At 52.1% G+C, this 24,788-nt stretch carries 20 protein-coding genes and 1 pseudogene; 9 read left to right on the top strand and 12 right to left on the bottom strand.

Features of this window, described 5'->3' with window-relative positions:
• Positions 1 to 95 precede the first annotated feature (95 nt).
• Positions 96 to 500, bottom strand: a complete 405-nt coding sequence (locus ACWHYD_RS13620; protein ID WP_447962571.1) for a DUF3597 domain-containing protein — start codon at positions 498 to 500, stop codon at positions 96 to 98.
• A 489-nt stretch (positions 501 to 989) separates the two neighbouring features.
• Between ACWHYD_RS13620 and ACWHYD_RS13625 the strand changes: the two genes are divergently transcribed.
• Both ACWHYD_RS13625 and ACWHYD_RS13630 read left to right on the top strand, forming a co-directional pair.
• A complete protein-coding gene (locus tag ACWHYD_RS13625) occupies positions 990 to 1,961 on the top strand; it encodes a hypothetical protein (protein WP_447962572.1) in 972 nt (323 codons plus the stop codon).
• A gap of 29 nt (positions 1,962 to 1,990) precedes the next feature.
• Complete coding sequence (locus tag ACWHYD_RS13630) at positions 1,991 to 4,024, top strand: CocE/NonD family hydrolase (protein ID WP_447962573.1); 2,034 nt, start codon at positions 1,991 to 1,993, stop codon at positions 4,022 to 4,024.
• On the opposite strand, the gene ACWHYD_RS13635 is transcribed toward ACWHYD_RS13630, so the two are convergent.
• From ACWHYD_RS13635 to ACWHYD_RS13650, 4 genes are all read right to left on the bottom strand, one after another.
• On the bottom strand, positions 4,021 to 5,049 hold the full coding sequence (locus ACWHYD_RS13635; protein WP_447962574.1) for a D-alanine--D-alanine ligase family protein: 1,029 nt from the start codon (positions 5,047 to 5,049) through the stop codon (positions 4,021 to 4,023). The two genes, ACWHYD_RS13630 and ACWHYD_RS13635, sit on opposite strands and share 4 nt — an antisense overlap.
• Before the next feature lie 704 nt (positions 5,050 to 5,753).
• Complete coding sequence (locus ACWHYD_RS13640; protein WP_447962575.1) at positions 5,754 to 6,731, bottom strand: hypothetical protein; 978 nt, start codon at positions 6,729 to 6,731, stop codon at positions 5,754 to 5,756.
• 105 nt (positions 6,732 to 6,836) lie between these two features.
• Positions 6,837 to 7,445 carry a toll/interleukin-1 receptor domain-containing protein gene (locus tag ACWHYD_RS13645; RefSeq protein WP_447962576.1) on the bottom strand — a complete coding sequence of 203 codons (609 nt, stop codon included), beginning with the start codon at positions 7,443 to 7,445 and terminating at the stop codon, positions 6,837 to 6,839.
• A 344-nt stretch (positions 7,446 to 7,789) separates the two neighbouring features.
• On the bottom strand, positions 7,790 to 8,788 hold the full coding sequence (locus tag ACWHYD_RS13650; protein WP_447962577.1) for a quinone oxidoreductase family protein: 999 nt from the start codon (positions 8,786 to 8,788) through the stop codon (positions 7,790 to 7,792).
• 412 nt (positions 8,789 to 9,200) lie between these two features.
• Here ACWHYD_RS13650 and ACWHYD_RS13655 point away from each other — a divergent pair, with 412 nt between their 5' ends.
• A complete protein-coding gene (locus ACWHYD_RS13655; protein ID WP_447962578.1) occupies positions 9,201 to 9,452 on the top strand; it encodes a type II toxin-antitoxin system Phd/YefM family antitoxin in 252 nt (83 codons plus the stop codon).
• Positions 9,449 to 9,703 (top strand): Txe/YoeB family addiction module toxin, encoded by a 255-nt coding sequence (locus ACWHYD_RS13660; RefSeq protein ID WP_447962579.1) that lies wholly within the window; start codon positions 9,449 to 9,451, stop codon positions 9,701 to 9,703. The genes ACWHYD_RS13655 and ACWHYD_RS13660 overlap by 4 nt, the downstream gene beginning before the upstream one ends.
• 51 nt (positions 9,704 to 9,754) lie before the next feature.
• Here the strand turns inward: ACWHYD_RS13660 and ACWHYD_RS13665 are convergent, their stop codons facing one another.
• The 7 genes from ACWHYD_RS13665 to ACWHYD_RS13695 all read right to left on the bottom strand — a co-directional run bounded on the left by ACWHYD_RS13665 (position 9,755) and on the right by ACWHYD_RS13695 (position 15,733).
• The gene (locus ACWHYD_RS13665; RefSeq protein ID WP_447962580.1) at positions 9,755 to 10,048 is read right to left on the bottom strand and encodes a hypothetical protein; all 294 of its coding nucleotides are present in this window, start codon (positions 10,046 to 10,048) and stop codon (positions 9,755 to 9,757) included.
• A gap of 242 nt (positions 10,049 to 10,290) precedes the next feature.
• Positions 10,291 to 11,817, bottom strand: coding sequence for a DUF1254 domain-containing protein (locus ACWHYD_RS13670; protein WP_447962581.1), 1,527 nt, complete (start codon positions 11,815 to 11,817; stop codon positions 10,291 to 10,293).
• A 314-nt stretch (positions 11,818 to 12,131) separates the two neighbouring features.
• Positions 12,132 to 12,344 carry a type II toxin-antitoxin system RelE/ParE family toxin gene (locus ACWHYD_RS13675; RefSeq protein WP_447962582.1) on the bottom strand — a complete coding sequence of 71 codons (213 nt, stop codon included), beginning with the start codon at positions 12,342 to 12,344 and terminating at the stop codon, positions 12,132 to 12,134.
• Positions 12,341 to 12,574, bottom strand: a complete 234-nt coding sequence (locus tag ACWHYD_RS13680; protein WP_447962583.1) for an addiction module protein — start codon at positions 12,572 to 12,574, stop codon at positions 12,341 to 12,343. The genes ACWHYD_RS13675 and ACWHYD_RS13680 overlap by 4 nt, the downstream gene beginning before the upstream one ends.
• Positions 12,575 to 12,916: 342 nt before the next feature.
• Positions 12,917 to 13,360, bottom strand: coding sequence for a cupin domain-containing protein (locus ACWHYD_RS13685; protein WP_447962584.1), 444 nt, complete (start codon positions 13,358 to 13,360; stop codon positions 12,917 to 12,919).
• 187 nt (positions 13,361 to 13,547) lie between these two features.
• Complete coding sequence (locus ACWHYD_RS13690; protein WP_447962585.1) at positions 13,548 to 15,005, bottom strand: ATP-binding protein; 1,458 nt, start codon at positions 15,003 to 15,005, stop codon at positions 13,548 to 13,550.
• Positions 15,006 to 15,013: 8 nt separating this feature from the next.
• Complete coding sequence (locus ACWHYD_RS13695) at positions 15,014 to 15,733, bottom strand: response regulator (protein ID WP_447962586.1); 720 nt, start codon at positions 15,731 to 15,733, stop codon at positions 15,014 to 15,016.
• Positions 15,734 to 16,098: 365 nt separating this feature from the next.
• On the opposite strand from ACWHYD_RS13695, the gene ACWHYD_RS13700 reads away from it, so the two are divergent.
• The 5 genes and pseudogenes from ACWHYD_RS13700 to ACWHYD_RS13720 all read left to right on the top strand — a co-directional run.
• Positions 16,099 to 17,481: a TolC family protein gene (locus ACWHYD_RS13700; protein ID WP_447962587.1), complete on the top strand. Its 1,383-nt coding sequence runs from the start codon at positions 16,099 to 16,101 to the stop codon at positions 17,479 to 17,481.
• Between the two features lie 27 nt (positions 17,482 to 17,508).
• The gene (locus ACWHYD_RS13705) at positions 17,509 to 18,732 is read left to right on the top strand and encodes an efflux RND transporter periplasmic adaptor subunit (RefSeq protein WP_447962588.1); all 1,224 of its coding nucleotides are present in this window, start codon (positions 17,509 to 17,511) and stop codon (positions 18,730 to 18,732) included.
• Positions 18,722 to 21,883, top strand: a complete 3,162-nt coding sequence (locus tag ACWHYD_RS13710) for an efflux RND transporter permease subunit (protein WP_447962589.1) — start codon at positions 18,722 to 18,724, stop codon at positions 21,881 to 21,883. The genes ACWHYD_RS13705 and ACWHYD_RS13710 overlap by 11 nt, the downstream gene beginning before the upstream one ends.
• Before the next feature lie 477 nt (positions 21,884 to 22,360).
• Positions 22,361 to 23,623, top strand: a complete 1,263-nt coding sequence (locus tag ACWHYD_RS13715) for a DEAD/DEAH box helicase (protein ID WP_447962590.1) — start codon at positions 22,361 to 22,363, stop codon at positions 23,621 to 23,623.
• Between the two features lie 575 nt (positions 23,624 to 24,198).
• Positions 24,199 to 24,438 (top strand): annotated as a pseudogene (locus ACWHYD_RS13720) (IS3 family transposase); the annotation flags it as partial.
• Positions 24,439 to 24,788: the final 350 nt, after the last annotated feature.

A 24,788-nucleotide genomic window follows, 5' to 3' on the forward strand; every position in this document is an offset into this window, starting at 1 on the left:
TCGTCTGGTGCCACAGACCCCATACAGTACATGACCGACTGCGCCTGTCAGACACTCGGATTGCAGATCTCACCTTCCTGCTGATCTACTCCCAATTAGTCTAAAAGTTCCTTCGGAATATTGCCTCCGTTCTCGGCGAGTTTTTGCAATACGGTTTTATGCAACCACATATTCATCTGGGCGGAATCCCCCATCTTGTCAGTCGGGCACCCGAGCTCAGTCGCGAGTTCCTTACGAGCTGCGAAGCTGCTATCAAGATCCAGGAGCTTCAACAGATCCACAATCGAAGTTTTCCAATTAAGTTTTTGAGAGTTGGAGGCCGCGAGGCCCTCTAGCTTCCCTTTGACATCCACCACTGTGGTTCCAGGTGAAGTAGCCGGCGTAGCAGGGGCAGCCTGAGGAGCGGGCGATTTTGGGGCTGGTGATTGTGGCGTAGGAGCAGCTTGTGCTTCGGAACCGCTGAAACCGAGCTTATCAAGGATTTTGCTAAAAAAACTCATGGCAGGTCCTTTCTTTTTGAGATAATAATCATGTCGGAAGGAACAGAAAACTGTTTTTCCACTCGTATAATCCGGTTCTTCATTTTCCTCCTCACGTGCTGCACAGGCGCCCCCCAACATTGTTCAAGACTACAGCGATCATCATGAGACATTCCCATCTTGATTGAAATGGATACTTTTGTCTACTCGATCATGGATTCGTCTATTCGGGACATCTTTCCGGATGTGCTGGGAAACAGGAAGATTCATTGCATTTCGTCCACTTGTGGCAGACCGCGCAGGGGAACGCCCCACTCACCTGTACGTGATGGTTCCAAAGAATTCGTGGCTAGGATGCTGAAATTTCGTGAAAGAGAATCCCCAGGGCCTCAAGCAGGGTAATGATCCTATGGCAGATGGGCGTGAAAATGCGTATTGCATGACCTCATCTCACTGGGTATGGTATGCCTTCCACATCAGAAATGAATGATATTAAACGAAAAGGCGAACATGCCGATTTGTGAAGGTGATCCATGGAGAATGCAGTATTTCGAAGGCATTCCCTGCCCGCCTGATATCAACATCCCGACTGAAGACGGCGATGCCTGGGCGTGGTACCCGCAGTACAAGTGGATCTATAACAAACTGATGATTGCGGAAAGCCAAAACCTGCCGTGTGCTCCGCACGGGCTGGATCCATCCTTCTTTCCCGTGTTTTCAAAACCGATTTACAACATGCGCGGTATGGGAGCGGGAAGTCGTGTCCTACGCTCATTAAAAGAGTACAAACACTTACAACGCCCAGGACACCTGTGGATGCCGCTTCTGGAGGGCGATCATGTCTCGAGCGACGTCGCCGTGGTTAAGGGCGAACCAACATGGTGGCGGCATGCCACCGGCAAACCGCTGGAGGGAGGAATGTTCGATTATTGGACGGTGTTGGCGGCGCCAAATCCCACCATCGAAACCTATTGCGGTGACTGGCTGCGCCGGCATCTTGCCGGATACACCGGTATGCTCAACTTTGAGACGATCGGCGGCAAAATCATCGAGGTGCATTTGCGTTTTGCAGACCAATGGCCTGATTTGTACGGCAATGGTTGGGTTGAGGCTCTCATCCGGCTATATGCGGAAGAAAAATGGCACTTCACCGAATCCCATCGCCAGGAAGGATACAGCGTCGTCTTGTTTGGTGCCCACGGTGTCCATTATCAGCATCCACCCAAGGACGTGATTGACCAGTTGCGCCACACGCCACAGGTCTCCAGCATTCAAATCACGTTCCATGAAGAAAAACCTCCGAAGGACCACTCCATGCCACCAGGCGGATTCCGTCTGGCCATCGTCAACTGCTGGGATCTTGAAACGGGATTCGAAGTCAGAAAAAAGCTGGCGCTGAGTTTTTGGTCCACCCATGAGTTTCAACCCAATCGATCCCCCGCTCCAAAAACTATCCGCGACTCGGCTGCTGAACGTCATTAACCGATTGTCGAAAAACTCAGAGATTTTTGATGTTCATCGACCACACCATACTCGACCGTATTACGGAAATCGAAAACACCTGGATTACCATGTCGGACGGATGCCGGATCGCCGCACGCATCTGGTTGCCGAAGTCAGCCGCCACGGAACCGGTTCCGGCTATTTTGGAATACATCCCCTATCGCAAACGGGACTTTATGCGATCACGGGACGAACCCATCCATCGGTATTTTGCAGCGCATGGCTATGCCAGCATTCGCGTGGATATTCGAGGATCAGGGGATTCGGAAGGGATCCTGCATGATGAATACTCCCATCAGGAGCATGACGACGCCTTGGAAATCATCACCTGGATCGCTCAACAACCCTGGTGTTCCGGCGCGATCGGCATGATGGGGATTTCCTGGGGAGGATTTAACGCGCTCCAGGTTGCGGCGCGGAATCCGGAGAATCTGAAAGCCATCATGACATTATGTTCAACGGATGACCGGTACGCGGATGACGCGCATTATATGGGCGGCTGTCTCTTGAACGAGAATATGCAGTGGGGGTCCATGCTGACCCTGTACTCGGCGCTGCCGCCTGATCCGGAAATTGTGGGCGACAAATGGTGGGATATGTGGCAGGAACGGTTAAATAATCTCGAACCGTTTCCCGTGGTCTGGATGCGTCACCAATCGCGAGACAATTATTGGAAACACGGGTCGGTGTGCGAAAACTACGACGCCATTCGCTGTCCGGTCTATGCCATTGGTGGCTGGGCCGATGGCTATACCAACGCCATTCCCAGATTGATGACCCATCTCACCTGTCCGAGAAAATCGCTCATCGGTCCCTGGGCCCATGTCTTTCCGCAGGACGGCGTCCCCGGCCCGGCCATCGGCTTTCTGCAGGAAGCCGTCCGATGGTGGAACCACTGGCTGAAGGGCGAGGAAACAGGAATCATGGAGGAACCCGCATTTCGGGTATGGATGCAGGAGAGTCAGCCCCCGCAACCCCAATACGCCGTCTGGCCCGGCAGATGGGTGGCGGAAGAGACCTGGCCGAGTCCTCGCATCAGCGAGCATCGGTGGTTTTTGGAACCGGGGCATCTCTCCCCTATTCCTGAGAAGCCAACGGAGTTATCGTTCTGCTCTCCCCAGACAACCGGGGTCCGGTCCGGAGAATGGTGCGGGTTCGGCGCAGATGGGGAAATGCCGCGCGATCAACGATCCGACGATGGCGGTTCGCTCGTCTTCGATAGTGATCCCCTCACCGAACGACTTGAAGTCTTGGGCGCACCGGTCGTGGAACTGGATTTGTGCGTTAATCAACCGGTGGCAATGATCGCTGTCCGTCTGGGAGAAGTCGCTCCCGACGGATCGGTTCTGCGTGTCACATATGGACTATTGAATCTCACGCATCGGGAGAGTCATGAAACACCTCAACCGCTCGAACCGGGTAAATGGTATCAGGTACGGGTGCAACTCAACGACTTTGCCCATGCGTTCCCTCCGGGCTCACGGATCAGGCTCTCTCTGTCCACCAGTTACTGGCCGATTGCCTGGCCGCCACCCGTTCCCGTGACGTTGACCGTCCGTACAGGCATGAGCAATGTCACCCTTCCCGTGCGCCCTCCCCGCCAGGAAGACGAAGCGCTACGACCGTTCGGGCCACCCGAAGCCGCGCCCGGCACCCCGCATAAAAAACTCCGGCAACTCAGTATGCGGCGAACCATTGAAATCGATCTGGCAAGCAACGAAATGGTCTACACGTTACGGAGTGACGGTGGAGAATTTGACGGGGCATCACATGCCAGGATTGAAGAGATCGATCTCGATGTGGGATACACACTCTTTAAACGGTATCGGATTCTTGAAAAGGATGCGCTGTCGGCTCAGACGGAACTCACGCAGACCGCTCACTTGAAACGACGGGACTGGTCGATTTGGCTGGAATGTCGGACACGGCTCACCGCCACGATTGAAACCTTTCAGTTTGCGGGAGAATTGGAAGCCTATCACGGCGATCAACTCATCAAACGACATGACTGGGCACTGGCGATTCCACGGTCGCTTCTCTAACTGGTTGCGACTGATTGCCGGGTAATGGCCGCCTGCAGAATCTTGTGTAACATCTCTCCATATTTGATTCCCGCAAATCCCGCCATAAAGGCCAGCTTCCCATCGTAAGCCCAGGCGGGATTCGGATTCACCTCCATCAGCTTCGGCATACCGTCCGACCCGACGCGAAAATCAAACCGTGCATAGTCGCGCAACTGAAACCTCCTGAACAAGATCCGCACCCAGTCTTTCATCTGCTCCTCAAGACCCGGATCAAGCACCGCCTGTTTAAATTTAATGTCTGTCCAGTAGGGAGAGTCCGGATACGCCTTCGATTCAAATGACAAAATCGGATCAAGTCCAGCGGGAAGACGCGAAAAGTCGACTTCCAGTGGAGGCAAAATACAAAAGTCAGTTTCAAGGTTCCCGATCACGCCGATGCCGTATTCCGGGCCTGGCAGATATTCCTGCATCAGCGCGTCACGACCGGGAAGTGTCGAGCGCAACCAGTGCAGATATTCCCGCGCTTCCTCCGGCGACCGGACCACGGCATCCTTCGTAATACCCACACTCCCATCAGCCGCATTGGGTTTAAGCAACGCGGGGTAAAAATCTGGCAGGGCCTCAAGCGACGCTTCAGCGCCAATGAAATACTCCCGCGGAACGGGGACGCCATGCGATTGGGCAACCAGTCGGACAATGGCTTTATCAAAACAGATCACCATAGCGGACGGCGGCGCGCCGGTATAAGGAATCCCCAGCATCTCCAGATACGCGGGAACGTGAAGTTCCTGAATGGGCACATTACGAAACCCCGTATCGCAAAAATTGACGATCAAATCCGGACGATCCTGCCGAAGCTGCTCAAACAAACGGGCATGGTCGTCATAAAACAGAAACGTATAATCTGAAAGCTCCCGAAAGGCCGCCTTCATCCCATTGTGCGTCGCCGTGTCCTCTTCATTATATTGCGCATCACGTTTCGTCGGATCTGCCAATCGGGGATCTCCGGTGATCACTCCGATATGTTTGGCGGTTTTCGGCATGCGTTGCAATTTCCTATGACTCGGGAATTGTGGAAAACTGGGATCGCCACAAACTATGTCCTGAATCGACGAAAGCGAATTCTTCGCCAATTAACAAAATTAGTCAAGTTGTGGGGCTGGCAAATCGAAAAGCGGTTGTCGAAAATTCTTCAACTCTCTTCTAGGGTCTGGCCTTGCAATTACTCCGTCCTCTTTCGGCTTCACTCAGCGCCACTGCTGCGAGACAATCTGCTAAATTAGGCCAAAACCTATCCCCAGCTTTAACCTCAGATTTAGATGTCGGTTTTCGACCAGGCAGCCGAGGTCCTTTTGTTTCGGCCAGAGGACCCAAAACCATTAACGCCCAGTTCAGCCTTATCAGATTAGGCAGACGCGGGAATCGGGGGGCAGGCCAACTCGCTGTGCTCACACAAGGTCCGCCAGTGTTTAAAAAACGTCCGCCAATGGGCCCGAACGGCAGACGTCGACTCAAAGTAAAGAGGAGGAAGAAATCTGTGGGGATAGTCTCTGAGATGTGGTTTGGCAGTTACACAATTCTCTTGGGGGTTCACTCAAATAATCCCAAACAACAATCCATTCTCATATTGCAAGATCTGACCCCGGACCTTAGAGCGTGAACCCAACCCATTCAGCCAACAACGCCTCCTGAGTAGCTGATAAAATGCATGAGGGTAAGCAATGGTTAGACAAAGCTCAACTTTAGGTTAGCCTTGGCCAGGGGTAATCCCTTTCCGGTATACCTTACCGAGTTGCTTCGCGGGCGGATTGCCACCGAATAAATTAAGTTGTCGTCGAAATCCAGTCGGATCGAACCACTCACCAATGACTTTCTTATTTATTTCTGAGGTTTCTTTCCAGTGCCTCTCTTCGGCAATGGTAACAATTATGTGGTCTAACCTATTCGGAGGCAACAGTTTATCGACAATGAAAACAAACAATCTTTCTTCTTCCTTCAGTTCCTGGGCAAACCCGTGCCGTGGCCAAAGAGTAAGTGCGGCCAAGCCTACGCTTCCAATGACTCCAAACAATAGTTTGGTTGCAACCAGAACTTTATTCTCAATCGGGACCACTTTGGGGAAAAGCCCTTTTTCCATATACCCTAACTCTCCGATAGCTTGGTATTGGCCATGTATGACCTCGCTGAACTGTTTATAAAAATGAGGAAAAATCGTGACCCCGTTTTTCGCAAGCTCGTTACGAACGTTCACATCTAGAAAACGTTTATCTTTTGGCCATTCAAGCCATTCGTCAAAGAGATGAGGACCAAGAGCAAAGAGCGCAAGCAAGTTTACTCGACTGGCCAGAGAACGGACCAAGCCAAACGCGTCAAGATAACATCCGGCCCTGCAAAGCAGGTTTACCGCTGCAGCCGTTTGGGCAAAACCTTTCAGGAAAAATAGAAATGTGACGTCAAACTCTTGATGTCTTCCATGAGACGATGCACGGGCATACAGATGGGCTAGAGATAGGACGGAATTAACAACCAGAAACATCTCTCCCCGTTGTTTCTTAATTAAATTCGATTGTTCAACAACTTCAGGATCAGACCAATAGGTGGAAATCGCGGGCCCTCCCATTTTCTGAAAGTAGAGAGCTCCAGTTAAGGGGATATGAAGAAGGTCCTTAGGCACGCCAAGAGACGCTATTGCATGCAGGGTAGAATTTCTATCCTCATCCAACATAACTTACCCCAGTGAATGTATACGCCCAAAATGACGCACGGCTGAGCGGTGGGCCCGGAGGCCCGTCTGTTCGAGCGGCCCGGAGACGTCCGCTCGATTGGCTTCTCAAGGCGCAGCGCACACCTTCCCGGCAGTTCCCCAGGTGCAGTCTTCACACATAATAAAATATACGAGACCTTCGGAATAAAAATCATACTCGCGCCTAACATTCAAGTTCTTGGATGCGCATTCAGGACAGACGATAACTCGAATTGGATTGTCAGGTGGCAGTTCTGCGGCAGCAAGTTCATGTAGCCTGCGCTGAAGCATTTGTGCGACATCTTTGATATTCGTGACACCAGAGATCTCTTGAGCAATTTTGCGCAGGTCGGGAACAGTCAATAAATTGAACCCCTTGTACTCTGCGATCAAAATCGGAAGTGGAGTTTCATCAGCAAGCACCGGGACCAAGCGCAGAGCCTTATCACCGACACGCCTGTTAATTGCAGCACGCATTTCGGTTCCTACCCAATTGGACTGCTTTGCGCTTTCACTCCAAATTAGAACGAATACATCACATTCGGCAAGACCACTTTCAATATCGCCGACAATCGAGTCACCTGGACGAAGGTTCCATTCGTCAAACCATACGTTAACGCCTGCCTCAACGAGCGCAGACGCTAGAAGTCGCGCTGTGGCTTTGTCCGCTTTATTGTGGCTAATAAACACTAGCATTGAAGAATATCCTGCGATCTAACAATGTTAAGACGGTTCCGAATAGAAGCTGGATCTTTCATTTTCTGTCCGTATAAGACGCCATTCAATGACGACTTCGGCCGGCCATCACTCCCGAAATAAGATGCTTACCCAGTTTTTGCCTTTTATCAGGGTTCTTAGGCGGATCAGCATAACCACCATTTTCGCTAACCCCAAAGCTCATTCACGGGATTGGAATAGACCAGAGGAATTCTTCATCAATCGACGAAATAAAGCAAGTTGTGGGTCTATGATTACAAAAGCGGAATAGTTTTCAGATGTGGCTTCTTACGACTGACGACAGGGTGTGAGCAAGCCTGTTCTTAATCAGCTACCCGCACCAGAACTTTTCCCATAGGCCCGTGGCCCAATCGCTCAAACCCCATCTTCACTTCCTCGAAGGGGACAATGGTGTCCACTTGTGGCCGCTGCCCCAGGGCATCCAATCGACCGACGATCTGTTCCCATGCCGCATGCGCTTCCTGAGCGGTAAAGTCTCCAACCGAGACCCCGCCTATTCGATTCCGGCGGAAAAACAGTGTCGCCGTGTTGAACTTCGGCACCATTCCTCCGCTCCGCCCGACGACGCTGATCCGTCCGCCATATCCAAGAACAGTCACAACCTGGGGAAGCAGCGCGCCTCCCACACTATCCACCACGAGATCGACTTTTCGCGGACCGAGTGCCGCCATCACGGCCTCCAAGAGTTTGTTCTCCATCGGATCGAACACGAAGTCAGCTCCTAACTGCTTTAACTTGGCCCTCTTTTCCGCGCTACGCGAGAGGGCTACCACGGTGAGATTCATCGATTTCCCGAGCAGCACGGATGCCACTCCGACACCACCGGAGGCCCCGGTCACGAGGAGTACAGATCCCGCAGATGGCGGTGCCGGAGGATTGAGCCATTGGGTCAAGGCCTGCCAGGCGGTCAAAAAGACCAACGGAGCCCCCGCCATCTCTTCATCAGACCAGCCGGTAGGGATACGCGTCACACTTTTGGCCGGAACCACCACCTTCTCAGCAAGCGTTCCCCACTGCTCTACACCCACCTCGCAACGCAAAATCCCAACGGTCACGCCTACACGTATGCTCTCGACACCGGACCCCACCGCTATCACATCACCCACACCATCACGTCCAAGAATGTGAGGCAGCGATGGATTGGCGGGATACATTTTGCGCGCAAGAAAGGCATCAGCCGGGTTCAGCGCGGCGAATTTCACCCTCAGTAGCACTTGCTCCGGACCCGGCTGTGGCTCCGGCACTTCACCGAGCCGCAATTTTTCAACACCTTCATAACCATCCATCAACCATGCACGCATATGTTCATCTCCTCTTGTCACTCTTTTGGCCCATCGTCGCAGACGTCCAACACTCTTAAACCACACAACAAAGGAGCTCGACTGGATTTTATCCTGATAGAACAAGTTTGTGCGAATGGCATATTCGTCAATTTCTGAGCGATGCAGAGATTTCAGCTTTTGGTTTATAAAAAACATACGTGAGGCAAAGAACAACTCGGGATCGACTCCAAGTTAGTCTGTTGTGCCTTCTTTGCGTCCCATCAGATGAGGTCGAACGGGGCATTAGTTGTTTAGATCCTTTTACCGAAACCAAAGGACCTCGGCTGCCGAACGAATTCCGACTCTTTAACGATAGAACACCTAAACAGCCACCCTAGACAAGTCTTTACCCTTCATGTACAGTAACCTGTACACATCAGGAGGGCTAGCTATGGATGCCGTGACTTATACTACCGTTCGTGCAAATCTGGCCAGTGCTATGAATCGCGTTTGCAACGATCACGAACCACTCATCATCACACGAAATGGAGAGCAGTCTGTAGTGATGGTTTCGCTTGAAGATTATAAGGCGTTAGAAGAAACCGCCTACCTCTTGCGCACGCCCGCCAACGCCAAACGTCTCCTTTCGGCCGCCGCACAATTGAACGCCGGGAAAGGTGTTGAGCGGAAGTTGGCCAAGTGAAGCTGATTTTTGCTGACGAAGGGTGGGAAGACTACCTATATTGGCAGAAGCAGGACAAGCGCATGGTGGAACGAATCAACAAGTTGATACGGGAGACCCAACGCGAACCCTTCACAGGAATAGGCAAACCCGAACCATTAAAGCATGCCCTTTCAGGATTCTGGTCCCGCAGAATAACCGACGAACATCGAATGGTATATCGCATTGAGGGAGATGCACTCTTGATCGCTCAGCTACGGTTTCACTATTAGGCCTTTAAACGACCCACCGCTCATCCAACTCTCTCGATATCCACAAATCGTTTAATCTGTTGTTCTATTTTGTCCGCTGCTTTCCGATACTCGCACCCTTTGTTGGGACTTTTTAGCGAAGGCCGATACCCAGGCTTGACCAAACACGCCGGATAGGTCCTTGGCCCACTTTCGAAGAGTTGTCGCGTGCCGACTGAACCCCTTTTGTTCATGTTGAAGGGCAAAAAACTCTCCGATGAATTCTAGAGACGGGTAACATTCGTATCGTGCCGCAAGACGAATGTGTGTAAACCCCGCACTCTGAAGCAGGACGCTAAGATTCTTGCTAATCCGTAAGTTACCCATTCTCTCTCTGGAGAGGGGCATAGGCCGTTTCGGCAGCCTCAAGCTTCGACGAGAGATGAGAAAGTAACCTCTTCGTTTTGCCATAAAATTGGAAGCGTTAGGTGTATGATCTGGAGTGTAGACTTCTAATTTCCTCGTTCTCCCGGCAAAAATATGCGCTTTCCGCTCTCTGGGTGCATACATAGGCCATCTCTTCCGGTGACCATTTCCTTGAACTTAAATTGTTAGCCACCCTTCCACATTCACTGAATCGGTTCAAACTCCCCGAGCTTCCAGGTTTTGTCGAACCACGATTGCTCCGGGCCATAGAGGCGAAACAGCACGTTCCAGCTCTTGCCAGGAATAGTCTGTACCCAGTTTGACTCATGGCCTTTCGGCGCCGTCGGGCCGAACCAGACATCCACTGAGCTATCGGGGTTTACGACGATGTCCTCCTTCTGGCTGCCGATACTGGGGAATTGCTGATCGGTCTGAAGCATCGAGCGAGTCTGGTTGTCATACACGACGAAGGACCAGAAGTTTTTCGCAGGAATGTTCGGCGGGAGGTGGATTGTATAGGTCTTGCTGCCATCGAGCGGCTTGCCTTGGGAGTCAGTAGTCGCCGCGGCGTATTGCGAACCGATACCCACCCGCTTCAGTGCCATTGCCGGAGTCACGCCGGTCGCATAGTAATGAAACAAGGTTCGTGCATCGAGATTGCGGACGCCGGGCTGAGAGATGAACCGGTAATCGCCTCCCACAAAACCCGTAAACCAGGCGCTGTCGGGATAGTAGTAGGCCTCCTTCATGCGCGTCCTGAATGTGATGGCGCGCGCGGTGGCGTTGCCCACGGCCACCGCTTCGGTAAGGATGTTTTTCATACGGGTGTCGGGTGTGAAGGGCTTGCCTTTCTCAATACCGATGGCTGCCAGCAAACCAAGGGTTTCCGGATGGAAGGCTTCATTCGGCTCGTACTGCACAATGTCGTTGACTTCTTTATAAAAATGAAAATCGTTGGAGTGGATGGTGTTGAACGCTTTGCCGGACACGTTGATGAATTTCATCTTCGGCGGATTCTCCGCCTCAGATAGCCGGTAGACCTTCGTGAATTGCTTCGTATTGTTAACGGCGGTGGTAGTGCTGCCGTTATCGAGGAAACCGCGCCAGAAGAACAGATTGCCAAAGGTGGACGAACGAAAGACGTGATACCCCTCCGGTACCTTCCCGGTATACCCGGGCGGTAGCAGCAGGAACTTGCCGCCTTTACCCCTGTCAGGACCGGCGTTTCCGACATCCCCGACATACTGAAACCAGTGATCATCGAGCACACCGAGCACATTGGGGGGCGTTTCCAGCACCAGCGGACCTTGTTTCGTGTCCAGCCACATCATGCTGTAGACGCTCTCAGTATTCGGAGTGAGAAAGAGTGATTTGGAGTCCATCAGATTTTCCATCATCAGCACCGTCTGATTGTCGGACGCCCCCTGGCTGGCAAAACCGACGCGCGCGGCTTCGACCGATGCGCCCGGCAGGGCATTGAGAAACACTTCAACGCCACGCATGAAGTCGAGGTGGTCATAAACTTTCCGGGTTGTTTCATCGGTGGGAAAACCGTCAACAAACTCGAGCGTGCCGAGACGATTGGTCTCAACCTTGTCCGGGGTGGAAATGGTCCCAGGAATGTCCGTCGTCATCGTCATCTTCGGTGCTGTCTGTCCATGGGCAACTGATGCCCACAGAAAACAGGCCATCGTGGCGAGAAACAAATGCTTTGTTCTATCAAGGTTCATTGCATTCTCCATGTTTGTTAAAAATGGGTAGGGGTTACGAAACAGCTAACAGTTTAGACGAATCCGGATAAAACCCAGATCACTATCACAGGCCTTGCCCTAGCCTCAAAGCTCATCCACCCAACTAGAATGGCCGAAGGGAATTCTTGATCAATTGGGAAAATTTGTCAGGTTGTGGTTTTAAAAAAATACCAAAGGAATTGTCGGGAAATTTAATAAGGCGGTTATTTATTCGGTTAAACACGTTTTTCCCAGTACTTCGGCCGTCGGCTCAAATGAGCTACGGCTATGATCCGCACCATGTCTTCGTGAATCTAATAAATAAGGTCGTAGGGAAAACGTTTGGCCAGGCAACGCCGGGTATTCTTGGAGAAGGGTTGGCCTGACTTAGGGTAGTCGAGAATTCTGGCAACGGCCACTAAGACTTCATTGGCAAGGTCAAGACCAAGGCCGCTTTGTCTTTCCTCATAGTAGGCAATTGCTTGACCAAATTCAGCTTCCGCATCAGGATGGAAGCTGAATCTCATCGCTTGTACTTCGCCCGAATCTTTGCGAGGACTTGTTCACCCGGTATGAGTTCAACCTTGCCTGTTTCAATCTGAGAAACCCGTCGCTCTGCTTCCTCAACCCACAGCCGATTAATCTCGGCTTCGGTTGGCAGATTTAAACTCTGGAGGAGCTTTTCTACAAGACTAGCCCGTTCGTCAGCCGGAAGCAAAAGCGCTTCTTCAAGTAATTTGTCTGTTGCAATACCCATTTATCACCTCTCTTTTAATTTGTCCCCAGCATACCTCAGCAAAGACCTCCCAGCAATACTAGTTAAAAGGACTTCGAAGGTCGGGACGAACCCAGGCTACAAAGGGAGGACATACGGCGGAGGATGAGATCTTTTTTCTTTTCCGAGTCCGACATTTTTTCAGTGGGATGATATCGAAGCGGGCTGGGAATCACCACGGCCTTGCATGAGCCTCTTTTTTGTCCACCTTTTGCCAAGCGATCGTTCGCCTGAAACCTCAAACAGACCTATTTTCGTCAACCAATTTTTTTGAGTGTAGCCGCTGATCCGGGACAGCTTGTAAGGTGGCCGGCCGAGGGGGGATCAAGTCGCGACGGTGACGCCGTTTTGTTTGAGCACCTCCAGCACCTTGGGAATGTCCGGAGGGCCTGGAGGGATCTCCTTGTGGAAGGCGGTGAACATCTGTGTGGCCCTGCTGCCCTGACCGGTGAGTTCGAACATCTCCCCGCCGCCTGCGCCGTAGCGAAAGCCGTGCACGGTGCCGGCAGGAACGTGGACCAGCGTGCCCGGCAGGCACATGACCGTCTTGTTTTCATAACTGAACTCGATCTTCCCTTTTAGGACATAGAAGGACTCGTCCCAGTCATGACTATGCAGGGGCGGCCCCATTCCTTCGTCCCCCTGCTGCAGGGTGATCTCATAGCTTTGTGTTGCTGCGTTGGACGCAAGCACGGTCACCTTCGTGCCAATCACATTCAAAGCGGGTGCGTAGTCATTGGGGGAAACAATAAAAGGTTGAGACTTCATGGTGTCATGACCTCCAGTAGATCAAATAAAAGTTAAACCTTTGCAGTAGAAAAATCAGCGGCGAATTTTTCTTCAACCGACAAAATAGGTCAAGACGTGGGCCTGAAAAAATGAAGTGGGAATTATTGAGAACTTTGGTTTTTGGACGGTTCGAACGTTCAATCAGTGAACAGACAGAGTTGTAAACTTATAAGTAGGATGGATCGTCAGCCGGGGGCGGCGGAGAGGCTGGTAGATGAACCGTCACCATCAAGCCGCTACCAGGTGTGTTGGCCAAACTGATGTCTCCACCATGATTCCGAATGATTGATCGGGCGATGGCCATGCCGAGACCAATGCCCCCCGTTTGTTTATTGCGGGATTCCTCCAATCGCACAAAGGGCTGAAAGACCCGTTCAAAATCCTGCTCGGGAATTCCCGGACCGCTATCTTGAATCACAATCTGAAATTCCGTGTCATGTTGGCGAAGCTTGACCTCGACGCCTCCACCATAGCTCACGGCATTTTCAAGGAGATTTCGTATGGCTCGTTTAAGGCTGGTGGGACGGCAGGTGCATGGCGTTTTCTTCGCACTCTCGAATTTCACCTCCATGTCCATATCAGCAAGATCCTGACAAAGACTATCGATTAAGGCGCTGAGATCGACCGAGCGCGACACTTCTGTCGAGGCTTCGTCGCGGGCGAAGGCCAGTGTGGCTTCGGTCATCCGTTGCATGTCTTCCAATGTGTCCAGCATTTTGTCTTTCGCTTCCTGATCCTTCATCAATTCGACTTGCAGTCGAAGGGAAGTAATGGGAGAGCGTAAATCGTGACTGATGGCCGCCAGCATTCTGGTTCGATCCTGAACAAACCGTTGCAGTCGTTCGTACATGCGGTTAAAGGCACGAATAGTTTGCTGAATATCAACGGGACCTTCTTCCGGAATGGGCGTGATAGATTCCCCGCGACCAACCCGCTCCGCAACTTCCGAGAGTTGTTGAAGCGGACGGGTGAGGCGTTGCACCATGAACACCACAATCAGGCAGATACTGCCCCCGGTGAACACCATTGAAATCAGTGTGGGCAGAGCCCACCGGCCCAGGGATGGGGTGATCCCCATGCCGACATTCAGCCACCGGCCATCCTGAAGACGCGCAGAAATCAGCAGGCCCGGGGCGTCAAATTCCGAGAGCGGAAGAGGAAAGGACGATCCGGATTTTTCACTTTGTAAAATGGAACGCCGGATGTCCTCCGGTGCCTCCCCTATGGTCTTTTTCCATAACCCGTCTTGTTGCGGAAGCATGAACCGCAGTTCCGATACGTCCTTCTTGTTCAACAAATCCTTGAGACGGCTGATCCACTCATGGTCGCCCTGTTGCAAACCTTGAGGAATCTGACTCGTATCCGACAACCAGTAGTACAACTTTCGTGAACTGGCGGCCTGGACCATGCGATTGTGCAAACCGGATGGGCTGTGTGCGATGAGATCGATCAGAGAAGCCGTTCGCTCAAGAATTTGAGTCCGCTCGACAGATCGAATAGCCGCACGACGTTCATCGGTAAAAATAAGAAAGTTGGCCACTTGCGCAAGGACGAGGGCCACCAGCAGAAGGGTAATCATCTGGCTGGTCAGCCGTTGCGGCCACACCCTCCGGAAAATGGGCATTCCCGGTTTCATTGAAAGGAGACCTCAGCGGTGAACGTGTAACCGCCGCCCCACACCGTTTTAATCAAGGAGGGTAGCTTGGGATCAACTTCAATTTTTTTTCGCAACCGGCTGACCTGATTGTCGATACTGCGATCAAACACATCGCCCGTGCGATGCCGGGTGAGATCCAGCAATTGATCACGAGTCAACACCATGTGTGGATGATTCAGGAATACCGTCAACAGCACGAATTCCCCGGTGCTGAGCGGAATGGCCACGCCATCTTCTCCGATGAGCTCTCGTTGCGAAACCTGTAAGACCCATCGGTCGAATCGAATGGTTTTTTCAGCTATTCCCCGTTCCTTCCATGGCAGACTATTCGCACGCCGGAGCACGGACTTGATTCGTGCCAACAATTCCCTGGGATTAAACGGTTTCACCACATAATCATCCGCGCCCATTTCCAACCCGATCACACGGTCCGTTTCTTCCGCCATGGCGGTGAGCAAAATAATGGGAATATCCCTTGTTTCGCGTAAATGACGGCAGAGAGAGAGGCCGTCTTCTCCCGGCATCATGATATCCAGGACAACGAGATCGATGGCGCTGTTTTCGAGAGTTTTTCGGGCTTCAGCCGCGCTTCCGGCCGCACTCAGCCGAAAGCCTTTTTGCGTGAGATAGGTGGCGAGCGGATTGCGAATATCCGGCTGATCATCGACAACAAGGAGGTGTGGTGAAGAATCCATAAGGCTCCTGAAGATTACCCGTCTTTATTATTATGACGCCGGGACCGAAAGTGAGGGAAGAAAAATTGTATCAAAGTTTGTCAAAACGGAATTCTGGCAGGTTTTCTTACAAAAAAGAAGGATGTGGATAAATTTCAGGGAAATATCCTGGGTATACTGACCGAACAAAGAAAGATCAGGGCCAAACGCCTGGCTGAATCGCTTTCATCAGCAACTTGGGACAAAAAGACATTTTCCTTCTCCGGTCATTAAAAAAACGACAACCATCATCCATAACAAAATCGACAGATATTTTCCTTCGTCACTCTAAACATCGCATGACCACCTTCCGTTTTTGTCGCGCCATCCTCACAGGAATTTCCCTGATGCTGATTACCGGTTGTCTGTTCGACCCACAACCCATCGAATTGAAAATCCATCCGCCTGATTCCTTTTCCCGTTCCGGCCAGCATGCGTTGCCGGACAAATGGTGGGAAGCGTTTGAAGACGAGGCCCTTGACCGGCTGATTGAACGCGCAATGGAAGACAATCCGACTCTGTTGGCCACCTGGGACCGCCTGCGGCAGGCCGAAGCCATCGCCGTGCGTGATGGAGCTCCCCGGTTTCCCTTCTTAAACGGAAACAGTACCGCCAGCCGGAGTCGCAGTGATTTAGGCACGCAGACCGATCGTTTCGCTATAGGAGTATCGGTGGCCTATGAGCTGGACCTGTGGGGACGGGTACGGGCTTTCGGAAGTGCGGCGCAATTTGATGCGCAGACCAGTCAGGCCGACCTCACAGTTGCCGCGATCACCTTATCAAGTCAAATGGCGAAAACCTGGTATAACCTGCTTGAACAACGAGGCCAACTGGCTTTACTGGAGAAACAGATCTCGACCAATGAGAAAGTTCTTCAATTGGTCACCTTGCGGTTCCGGCAGGGCGTGGCCGCTGCGGCCGACGTTCTGCGACAGAAACAGTTAGTGGAGCAAACGCGGGGAAACACCAAAGACGTCCGCGCGCAAATCGGCACGCTGACCCATCAACTCGCCATTCTTCTTGGGAAACCTCCCAAGTCTCTGGTTATCCCCGACGATCCTGTGCTGATAGACCTTCCCCCATTGCCGAGTACCGGCCTGCCGGGAGAGCTCATTCAACGGCGTCCTGATGTGCAGGCCACGTTTTATCAGGTACAGGCGGCCGATGCGCGTGTCGCGGCCGCCATTGCCGAACGTTTCCCGCGCATTGATCTTGCCGGGTCGATAACCACAAATCTCACCCCAACCCTGACCAGCGGAGCCTTTGCCGTTGCTCCGGGAGGACTGTTTGCCAATTGGTTAGCCACCGTATCAGCACAAATCGTCGCACCGATCTTTAATGCGGGGGCGCGGGCGGCGCAAGTCGATCTCTCCAAAGCCGCTCGGTCCGAAGTCCTTCACAACTACGAATTCACGGTACTTCAAGCCTTCCAGGAGGTCGAAAATGCCTTGATTGGTGAAACACAACAACGGGCAAAAACAAATAGTCTGGAAGATCAGTTCCACATCGCCACCCAGGTGATCGAACGCTTGCGAGCCCGTTATCTGAATGGTGCAACCGCCTACCTGGACGTACTCAATGCTCTGAACAGTCAACAGGAGCTTGAACGCGAGATCCTGACCGCCCGACGGACACTCATCGATTTCCGCGTTGATCTGGCCAAGGCTCTGGCCGGTGGCTGGCCCATGACCAAACCTGAAATCCGGGGATTAACCATTTCCAACGGATAGACATTTTTCTCGAAACGCTTCCAAATCATGTCATCCCCATCCTTTTCCAAAAAATGCCTGATGGTCTTGAAGGCTGTACTGCCGGTTCTGATCCTGGTGCTGGCCGGAGGCATCGCCTTTTCGATCGTCAAGAGCGCCCCACAGCCTGAACGTCATCCCAAGCCCAGACAACCCCGGCTGGTAGAAACGATTGCAATCGATGTGACCAAACAGACTCTGACAATAGAAGCTTGGGGACAAGTCCAACCTGTGCATCAAATCACGCTCCGGTCCCAGGTGAACGGAAAAATCATCGCCGTCAACCCGGAACTCGTTCCCGGCGGTCGTTTCGCCGCACAGGAAACCATTCTTCGTTTGGAACCGGCAGATTATGTGCTGGCTGTCCGCCAGCGACAATCCGATCTGGCGAAAGCCCGCGTGGCACTTCGCCTAGAGGAGGGCAACCAGGTCGTCGCCAAACAAGAGTTCGATTTATTGGGTGCCACGATCAACGACCAGGAAAAATCCCTGGTCCTTCGTTTGCCGCAGCTAAGCGCGATGAAAGCCGACGTGGATGCCGCCGCGGCTGCCCTTCAATCCGCGAAGCTCTCGCTGTCCCGCACCGTCATCAAAGCCCCGTTCGAGTCAACCGTCGTTAGCCGTCACATTGATTTGGGAACCTATGTGACAACCACCTCGGATCTCGTGACGATTGCAGGAACGAAAGAATATTGGGTTGAGTTAGCGGTCCCCATGGCTCAGTTACGTTGGATCACGATTCCTCGCACACCTGATGAACCAGGGTCCACAGTTAAACTCTTTCAAGAAAATGTGTGGGGAAAAGACAAATTCCGGACGGGCCGGGTGGTCCGGTTGCTGACCGATCTTGAACCCAACGGGCGAATGGCCAGGCTTCTGGTGGCCATACAAGATCCGCTGAATCTTGAAGAACGGCATGCGCAGTTGCCTCGCGTGCTGCTCGGCTCGTATCTTCGCGCGGAAATTCAAGGGCAGGAACTCACCAGGCTGGCCAAAGTCGATCGTCGCTGGATCCATGACCAGGACACCGTGTGGCTAATGAACACAGACAATACGCTGGCCATTCGTCAGGTAACGATCGCCTATCGTGGCCAACATGAGGTCTTTATTTCAGAAGGCCTGGAAACGGGAGACCGCTTAGTAGTTACCGACATTTCCGCTCCCACTGATGGGATGCCCATTCGCTTGAATACCAGTCGTTCCGACACACCAGTGACTCCCCATGGAACCTAACCCTTCCACGACTCCCCCTCACCGGGAATCCGGCCCTCTGGCCTGGATGGTGCACAACCGGATTACGCCCAACCTGCTCATGTTGACGTTACTGCTGGGTGGACTGTTTATGGCCTCCCAAATTAAACAGGAGGTCTTTCCCGAGTTTGAAGAAGACACCGTTACCATTACGGTCCCCTTTCCCGGCGCAAGTCCCGAAGAAGTCGAACAAGGGGTGATTCTGGCGATTGAAGAAGGGGTTCGCGGACTTGAAGGGGTGAACGAGATCCGGGCCACCGCCGGCGAAAATCAGGGAACGGTCATCGTCGAACTCCTCGCCAACTCCAACAATCAAAAAGTTTATCAGGACATTCAGCAGGCGATCAGCCGCATCGTGACGTTTCCCGAGGATACGGAAAAGCCGAGTGTTACATTAGATACCCGCCGTCGCGACGTGCTGACGCTTCAGTTGTATGGTGACGTCTCGGAATGGACCCTTCGTGAAATAGCCGAACAGGTTCGGGATCGTCTCTTACAAGAACCCGGCATTACCCAAATCGACCTTGAAGGCGCGCGAGCGTATGAAATTCATGTGGAGGTGTCCCAAGAGGACCTCCGGGCCTATGGACTCACATTGGAAGACATCGCACAAACCATCCGCGCGACCGCGCTCGATCGATCGGGTGGAAGCGTGGAAACCTCCAGCGGAGAAATTTTGTTGCGGGTGCAGGAACGACGGGATTGGGCCTCGGACTTTGCCGACATCCCCATCATTGCCAACCAAACGGGAACGCTCTTACGTCTCAGGGATCTCGCGCACGTGTCGGAAGGATTCCAGGAAAGCGAAACGTATGCCACCTTTAACGGGGTACCCGCTATTGGCATCGAAATCTTTCGAGTGGGAGATCAAACCCCGATCGGTGTGTCGGAAAGTGTACGCGCCGCGATGGCCCATATTGTTCCTGATCTACCGGCCTCCATCCATTACACCATTCTCAAAGACCGGTCGGAAATCTATTATCAACGGCTCACGCTTCTGCTGAAGAATGGATTTCTCGGGTTGTTGCTGGTCCTGGCCATTCTCACCCTGTTTCTGGAATATAAACTGGCGTTTTGGGTAACGGTAGGGATCCCGACCTCATTTCTGGGGGCCATGCTCTTCCTGCCGGCCATGGACGTGTCCATCAATATGGTGTCCCTCTTTGCGTTTATTATTGCGCTCGGGATTGTGGTGGATGACGCCATTATTGCCGGGGAAAACATTTATGAATACCGGCAACGCGGCAAATCCTTCAGCGAGGCAGCCATCCTGGGGGCGCGGGATATCGCCATTCCCATCAGCTTCAGCATTTTAACGAATATCGTGGCCTTCCTGCCGCTGATGTTCATGCCCGGATCCTTCGGAAAAATCTGGGCCGTGATTCCCGTGGTCGTCTCGACAGCCTTCATTATTTCCTGGGTCGAAGCGTTGTTCGTCCTTCCAGCCCATCTGGCGCATTCGGGCACCAATCCGACCGGCACGATCGGCAGGACCCTGCATCACAACCAACAACGGTTCAGTGCATGGTTTTCCCGATTTGTCGAACGGACCTATGGTCCGTTTCTTCGCCGGGCCATTACTCACCGCTATCTGACGATTGCCATTGGATTCGGGATTTTTGCCATCGTGCTGGCCTACCCATTCAGTGGACGCATGGGCTTTATTCTTATGCCCACCGTTGAAGCGGATTTTGCCAAGGCCACAGCCGCACTGCCTTTCGGAAGTCCGCCCAGTGAAATAATCCGGATCCGGGATGGGTTGATCCGTTCCGTGCAGGACGTGATCGACCTGTATCCGGGACAACATATTACCAACGGCACCTTTGCGCTGGTCCTGGAAAATACCATCGACGTTCGTGCGTATTTGCCGGATGCCAACCATCGTCCGCTCAGCACAAGCGAATTGACCACCCTCTGGCGGGAACATACTCCAAATTTCACGGGAGTGGAATACCTGCGGTTTGAGGCGGATAGCGGGGGACCGGGGCGCGGGGCCGGGATTAGTGTAGAACTCAGCCATCGGAATATTGACATGCTCGATAAGGCAAGCACCGATCTGGCCGGCCGTCTGGCTGAATTCGGAAGCGTCAAAGACATAGACGACGGGTATTCTCAAGGAAAACCCCAGCTGGACTTCCGGATCAAAGAAGAGGCCCGCAGCCTCGGCCTCACCGCAGGGGATATCGCCAGACAAGCCCGCAACGCCTTTTACGGATCGGAAGCCCTTCGCCAGCAACGAGGGCGTAACGAGATCAAGGTGTTGGTGCGATTCCCCGAGTCGGAACGGTCCAGCGAATATCATGTGGAAAATCTGGTTATTCGAACACCTGCCGGTCCGCACGTGCCGTTGTATCAGGTTGCGACGGTCGAAAAGGGCCGGGCGTTTCGGGAAATTACCCGTCGGGATGGACACCGCACCGTGACCGTCACTGCGAATGTCCAACCCACAAAGGATACCAACCTTGTCCTGAATAAATTGAAACAGGACGTGCTTCCTGCCTTGCTTCGTGATTATCCCGGCCTGAGTTACACCTTCGAAGGCCGCCAGGCCGATATGCGTGATGCGCTTCAGAGCTTTTTATATAGTTCGACCCTGGCCTTGATCATAATCTATGTCTTGCTTGCCGTGCCGTTTCGTAGTTACCTGCAACCAGCCATTGTGATGACATCCATTCCGTTCGGGTTGGTTGGTGCGGTGATCGGCCACATGATCATGGGCTACAACATCAGCATCATCAGTATGATGGGAATCATTGCGCTTGGCGGAGTGGTGGTGAATGATTCTCTCATCATGATCGACTATGCCAATACCAAGCGCCGGGAGGGGCAGAATGCGTTTGAGGCCATCTGTCAGGCCGGCATCCGCCGGTTCCGCCCCATCCTGTTGACCACCCTCACCACCTTCGGCGGATTGGGTCCCATGATTTTCGAAACGTCCCGTCAGGCACGGTTCATGATTCCCATGGCCATATCCTTGGGATTTGGAATTCTTTTTGCCACCGCCATCATGCTCGTGCTCATTCCCTCTCTCTATCTGGTCGTGGAGGATATGTTGGGCCTGTTCACCGTTCCCGTCAACACGCCTTCCCCTGAAAAAGTTCAGAATGAACCGGAAACCATCGTTGCGGAGTGAGAAGGACTATTTAGCCAAAGAACATTCCCTTAATCAGCACATTTCTGAAAGGAAAAATATGGAAATGCCTGGATATGACGAAATCTCCTTTGGGCTTCACTCAACGACCCTCAGGCGGGACAATCCGCTTTCGCATGGCAGGACCTGATCCCAAGCACAAGTCTTCTCCCTAATGTTTTTTTGCCTGTCTGATCATTTCCGAGTAGACTGTGACACAGTACGAAATCAGAATGTTCCTGTTGAATACTTCTGAAAAATCGCAGGTATTCACTCAACAGGGATTCGATATCAATGGTCGACGGGAATGATCAAAACAGTCGTCCAGCAAGACCGCAGCCATTTTGGCGGGCGGAGCGTACTTTTAGCACGTGAGCACGGCAAAATGGCGAGAACGCCGCTGGCGGCTTTTTTCAGCATTCCCAGAATGATCCACCCCTGTTGTCCAGATTTGATGAGAAGAAGAGGTCTTGAAACGCCATGAAGTTTGCAAAATATCCTATTTCAGATGCTTTGAAAAACAACCTGGGCCGACTCGGGTTTGTAAAAACCACGGACATCCAATTTAAAGCCATGCCCTCGATCATGGCGGGGGAAGATGTTCTGGCCATCGCCCAAACAGGGACGGGGAAAACGGCAGCATTTGCCATCCCGATCATCAATCACATTGACCAGTGGAAAAGGAGTCAACGCTCCGATGGTATCCAATGCATTGTCATGGTGCCGACGCACGAACTGGCGATGCAGATTGGAGAAGTCTTTGCCCAACTTTCCAAACAGACCAAGGTCAAGGCGTTTGCTTTGTATGGCGGCGTTGAGCAGGACCCGCAGATACAAAGACTTCAGAATGGTATCGATGTGCTCATAACGACACCCGGCCGGCTGTTTGATTTGATCAGTCAGGGGTATGTTCTGCTTAACCACGTCCAAACCCTTGTGTTGGATGAAGCTGATCACATGCTCGATCTCGGATTTATTGGAGATATTCATGCGATCAAAAAAAAGCTTCCACAGAAACATCAAACGCTCTTTTTCTCAGCAACCATTAATGCCGACATCAAAAAACTGGCGTATTCTCAGGTGAGGAGTTCGGCTATCCGGATTCAAATCTCGCCGGACAATCGTGTCTCCAAAAGTGTCACCCACTATGTCATGTTTGTTGAAATGGATGATAAACGGTTTTTCCTTGAGCGGTTCCTGACCGATAATCCTGAGAGCCGGGTGATCGTGTTTGTCCGGACGCGAGTGCGCGCTGAACGGGTCGCCAAGGCCATGGGTCGTGTCGGAATAGAAACGCTGACGATTCATGGGGAAAAGGATCAACGTGACCGGGCTTCGGTGATGAACGCATTTAAAACAGGGGCCTGTCAGGTTTTAATCGCCACAGATGTCAGTGCACGCGGCATCGACATTCCGGATGTTCATTATGTGCTGAATTATGACTTGCCGGATAAGGCAGAAAACTACGTCCATCGTGTGGGAAGAACAGGGCGGGGTGTCAAAAAAGGGATTGCAATTTCGTTCTGCAGCAAAGAAGAACAATTACGCCTTGAGGAGATTCAGGGGTTTTTAGATCAAGAGATCGATGTCATCAAAATCACGAAAAAGGATTATGCCTTTACGGTGACACATCCCAGCGGGGAGCCAACCTTGGAAGAGTTGCTCAAAGAAATTGAGGAGGAAGAGGAAAATCAAAGAAAGAAAAAAAGAAAGCCTCAAAAGAAGAAAAAAAAGACCAAATGACTCGTTAAAGAATACGAATCAATCGCAATTTTTGTGGACTGAAACTCGTTTCCCGCTCATGTGAACTTGAATTCAATTTATGACGTGAGTCCATCTCTCATAGCTCATGATCTAGCCGCACCCCCTTCCTATTCGGAAAAGATGACCTCTGCCGTTTACCTACGAAGCCGATTTTCATTACAGACAAATAACAGTTTCTTCATTCAATTATTTAAGCCTTACCGGGTTTCGGCCCGGCAGCCGAGGTCCTTTTGTTTCGGCAAAAGGACCCAAAACCATTGACGCCCAGTTCGGCCTCTTTAGATTAAGCGGACGCAGGAAACAGGAGAGCGGGCCAACTCGCGAGGCTCAAACAGGGCCCGCCAATGCTTGAAGAGCGTCCGCCAAGAAGGCCGAACAGCAGGCGTCGATTTTCAAGGAAAAGGACAAAGAAATCGCTGGGGGCTGGCCTTGCATTCGCACAATTCTCTTGCGGCTTAACTCAACATCAGAGAATTACCATAGTACTTTTGAAGCGAAGAGGCACGACAACAAATCATCATATGAACATTTAACAAGATCAACCCCATTGTTCATCGCAGAGTGCCATGGGAAGTTGTTATGACAATGCGGTGGCAGAGAGCTTCTTTGGCCTCCTCAAACGGGAGCGAGTTCATCGGCGACAGTACCAAACCCGGGCAGAGGTCCGCGCCGATATTTCTGACTACATTGAGCGGTTTTACAATCATCAGCGGAGCCACTCCTTTACTCAGGGACTGGCTCCGAAGAATTTTAGGGAGCAACAAGATCCACAGTCTTCTTTAACCCGTCCGTAAAACTGGGGGAAGACCAACGTACGTCTGGCAGAATTTAGCTTCGCCGATCACTATCTCGAGAGTATCATCCCCGCAGACAGGCAAAAAACGAAAAATGGGCCGATGAGGCGCTAGTGGCCCAACGGGGTGAACGGTTTCGCATGCCAGGTAGGCAATTGAATCAATGGGCGAATTGGAAAGGTTCTGAATCCTCAGCGTAGATGTGCCAACCCAGAGGAGATTTGGTGCAAGCAGCAGGAAGAAAATTGCGAAACCCCATCCCAAATAGCGCATGATCCAGAGATGCCTATCGACAGGCTTCACTTAGATGTGGTGAGTTACAAAAGTAACTTTATTTTGTCCATTTGAAA

It is taken from the genome of Nitrospira sp. Ecomares 2.1, from assembly GCF_965152585.1.

Bases quoted from the DNA above. Each gene is read 5' to 3' on its own strand.
- ACWHYD_RS13620 (WP_447962571.1), bottom strand. From the start codon at position 500: ATGAGTTTTTTTAGCAAAATCCTTGATAAGCTCGGTTTCAGCGGTTCC.
- ACWHYD_RS13625 (WP_447962572.1), top strand. From the start codon at position 990: ATGCCGATTTGTGAAGGTGATCCATGGAGAATGCAGTATTTCGAAGGC.
- ACWHYD_RS13630 (WP_447962573.1), top strand. From the start codon at position 1,991: ATGTTCATCGACCACACCATACTCGACCGTATTACGGAAATCGAAAAC.
- ACWHYD_RS13635 (WP_447962574.1), bottom strand. From the start codon at position 5,049: ATGCCGAAAACCGCCAAACATATCGGAGTGATCACCGGAGATCCCCGA.
- ACWHYD_RS13640 (WP_447962575.1), bottom strand. From the start codon at position 6,731: ATGTTGGATGAGGATAGAAATTCTACCCTGCATGCAATAGCGTCTCTT.
- ACWHYD_RS13645 (WP_447962576.1), bottom strand. From the start codon at position 7,445: ATGCTAGTGTTTATTAGCCACAATAAAGCGGACAAAGCCACAGCGCGA.
- ACWHYD_RS13650 (WP_447962577.1), bottom strand. From the start codon at position 8,788: ATGCGTGCATGGTTGATGGATGGTTATGAAGGTGTTGAAAAATTGCGG.
- ACWHYD_RS13655 (WP_447962578.1), top strand. From the start codon at position 9,201: ATGGATGCCGTGACTTATACTACCGTTCGTGCAAATCTGGCCAGTGCT.
- ACWHYD_RS13665 (WP_447962580.1), bottom strand. From the start codon at position 10,048: ATGGGTAACTTACGGATTAGCAAGAATCTTAGCGTCCTGCTTCAGAGT.
- ACWHYD_RS13670 (WP_447962581.1), bottom strand. From the start codon at position 11,817: ATGAACCTTGATAGAACAAAGCATTTGTTTCTCGCCACGATGGCCTGT.
- ACWHYD_RS13675 (WP_447962582.1), bottom strand. From the start codon at position 12,344: ATGAGATTCAGCTTCCATCCTGATGCGGAAGCTGAATTTGGTCAAGCA.
- ACWHYD_RS13680 (WP_447962583.1), bottom strand. From the start codon at position 12,574: ATGGGTATTGCAACAGACAAATTACTTGAAGAAGCGCTTTTGCTTCCG.
- ACWHYD_RS13685 (WP_447962584.1), bottom strand. From the start codon at position 13,360: ATGAAGTCTCAACCTTTTATTGTTTCCCCCAATGACTACGCACCCGCT.
- ACWHYD_RS13690 (WP_447962585.1), bottom strand. From the start codon at position 15,005: ATGCCCATTTTCCGGAGGGTGTGGCCGCAACGGCTGACCAGCCAGATG.
- ACWHYD_RS13695 (WP_447962586.1), bottom strand. From the start codon at position 15,733: ATGGATTCTTCACCACACCTCCTTGTTGTCGATGATCAGCCGGATATT.
- ACWHYD_RS13700 (WP_447962587.1), top strand. From the start codon at position 16,099: ATGCTGATTACCGGTTGTCTGTTCGACCCACAACCCATCGAATTGAAA.
- ACWHYD_RS13705 (WP_447962588.1), top strand. From the start codon at position 17,509: ATGTCATCCCCATCCTTTTCCAAAAAATGCCTGATGGTCTTGAAGGCT.
- ACWHYD_RS13710 (WP_447962589.1), top strand. From the start codon at position 18,722: ATGGAACCTAACCCTTCCACGACTCCCCCTCACCGGGAATCCGGCCCT.
- ACWHYD_RS13715 (WP_447962590.1), top strand. From the start codon at position 22,361: ATGAAGTTTGCAAAATATCCTATTTCAGATGCTTTGAAAAACAACCTG.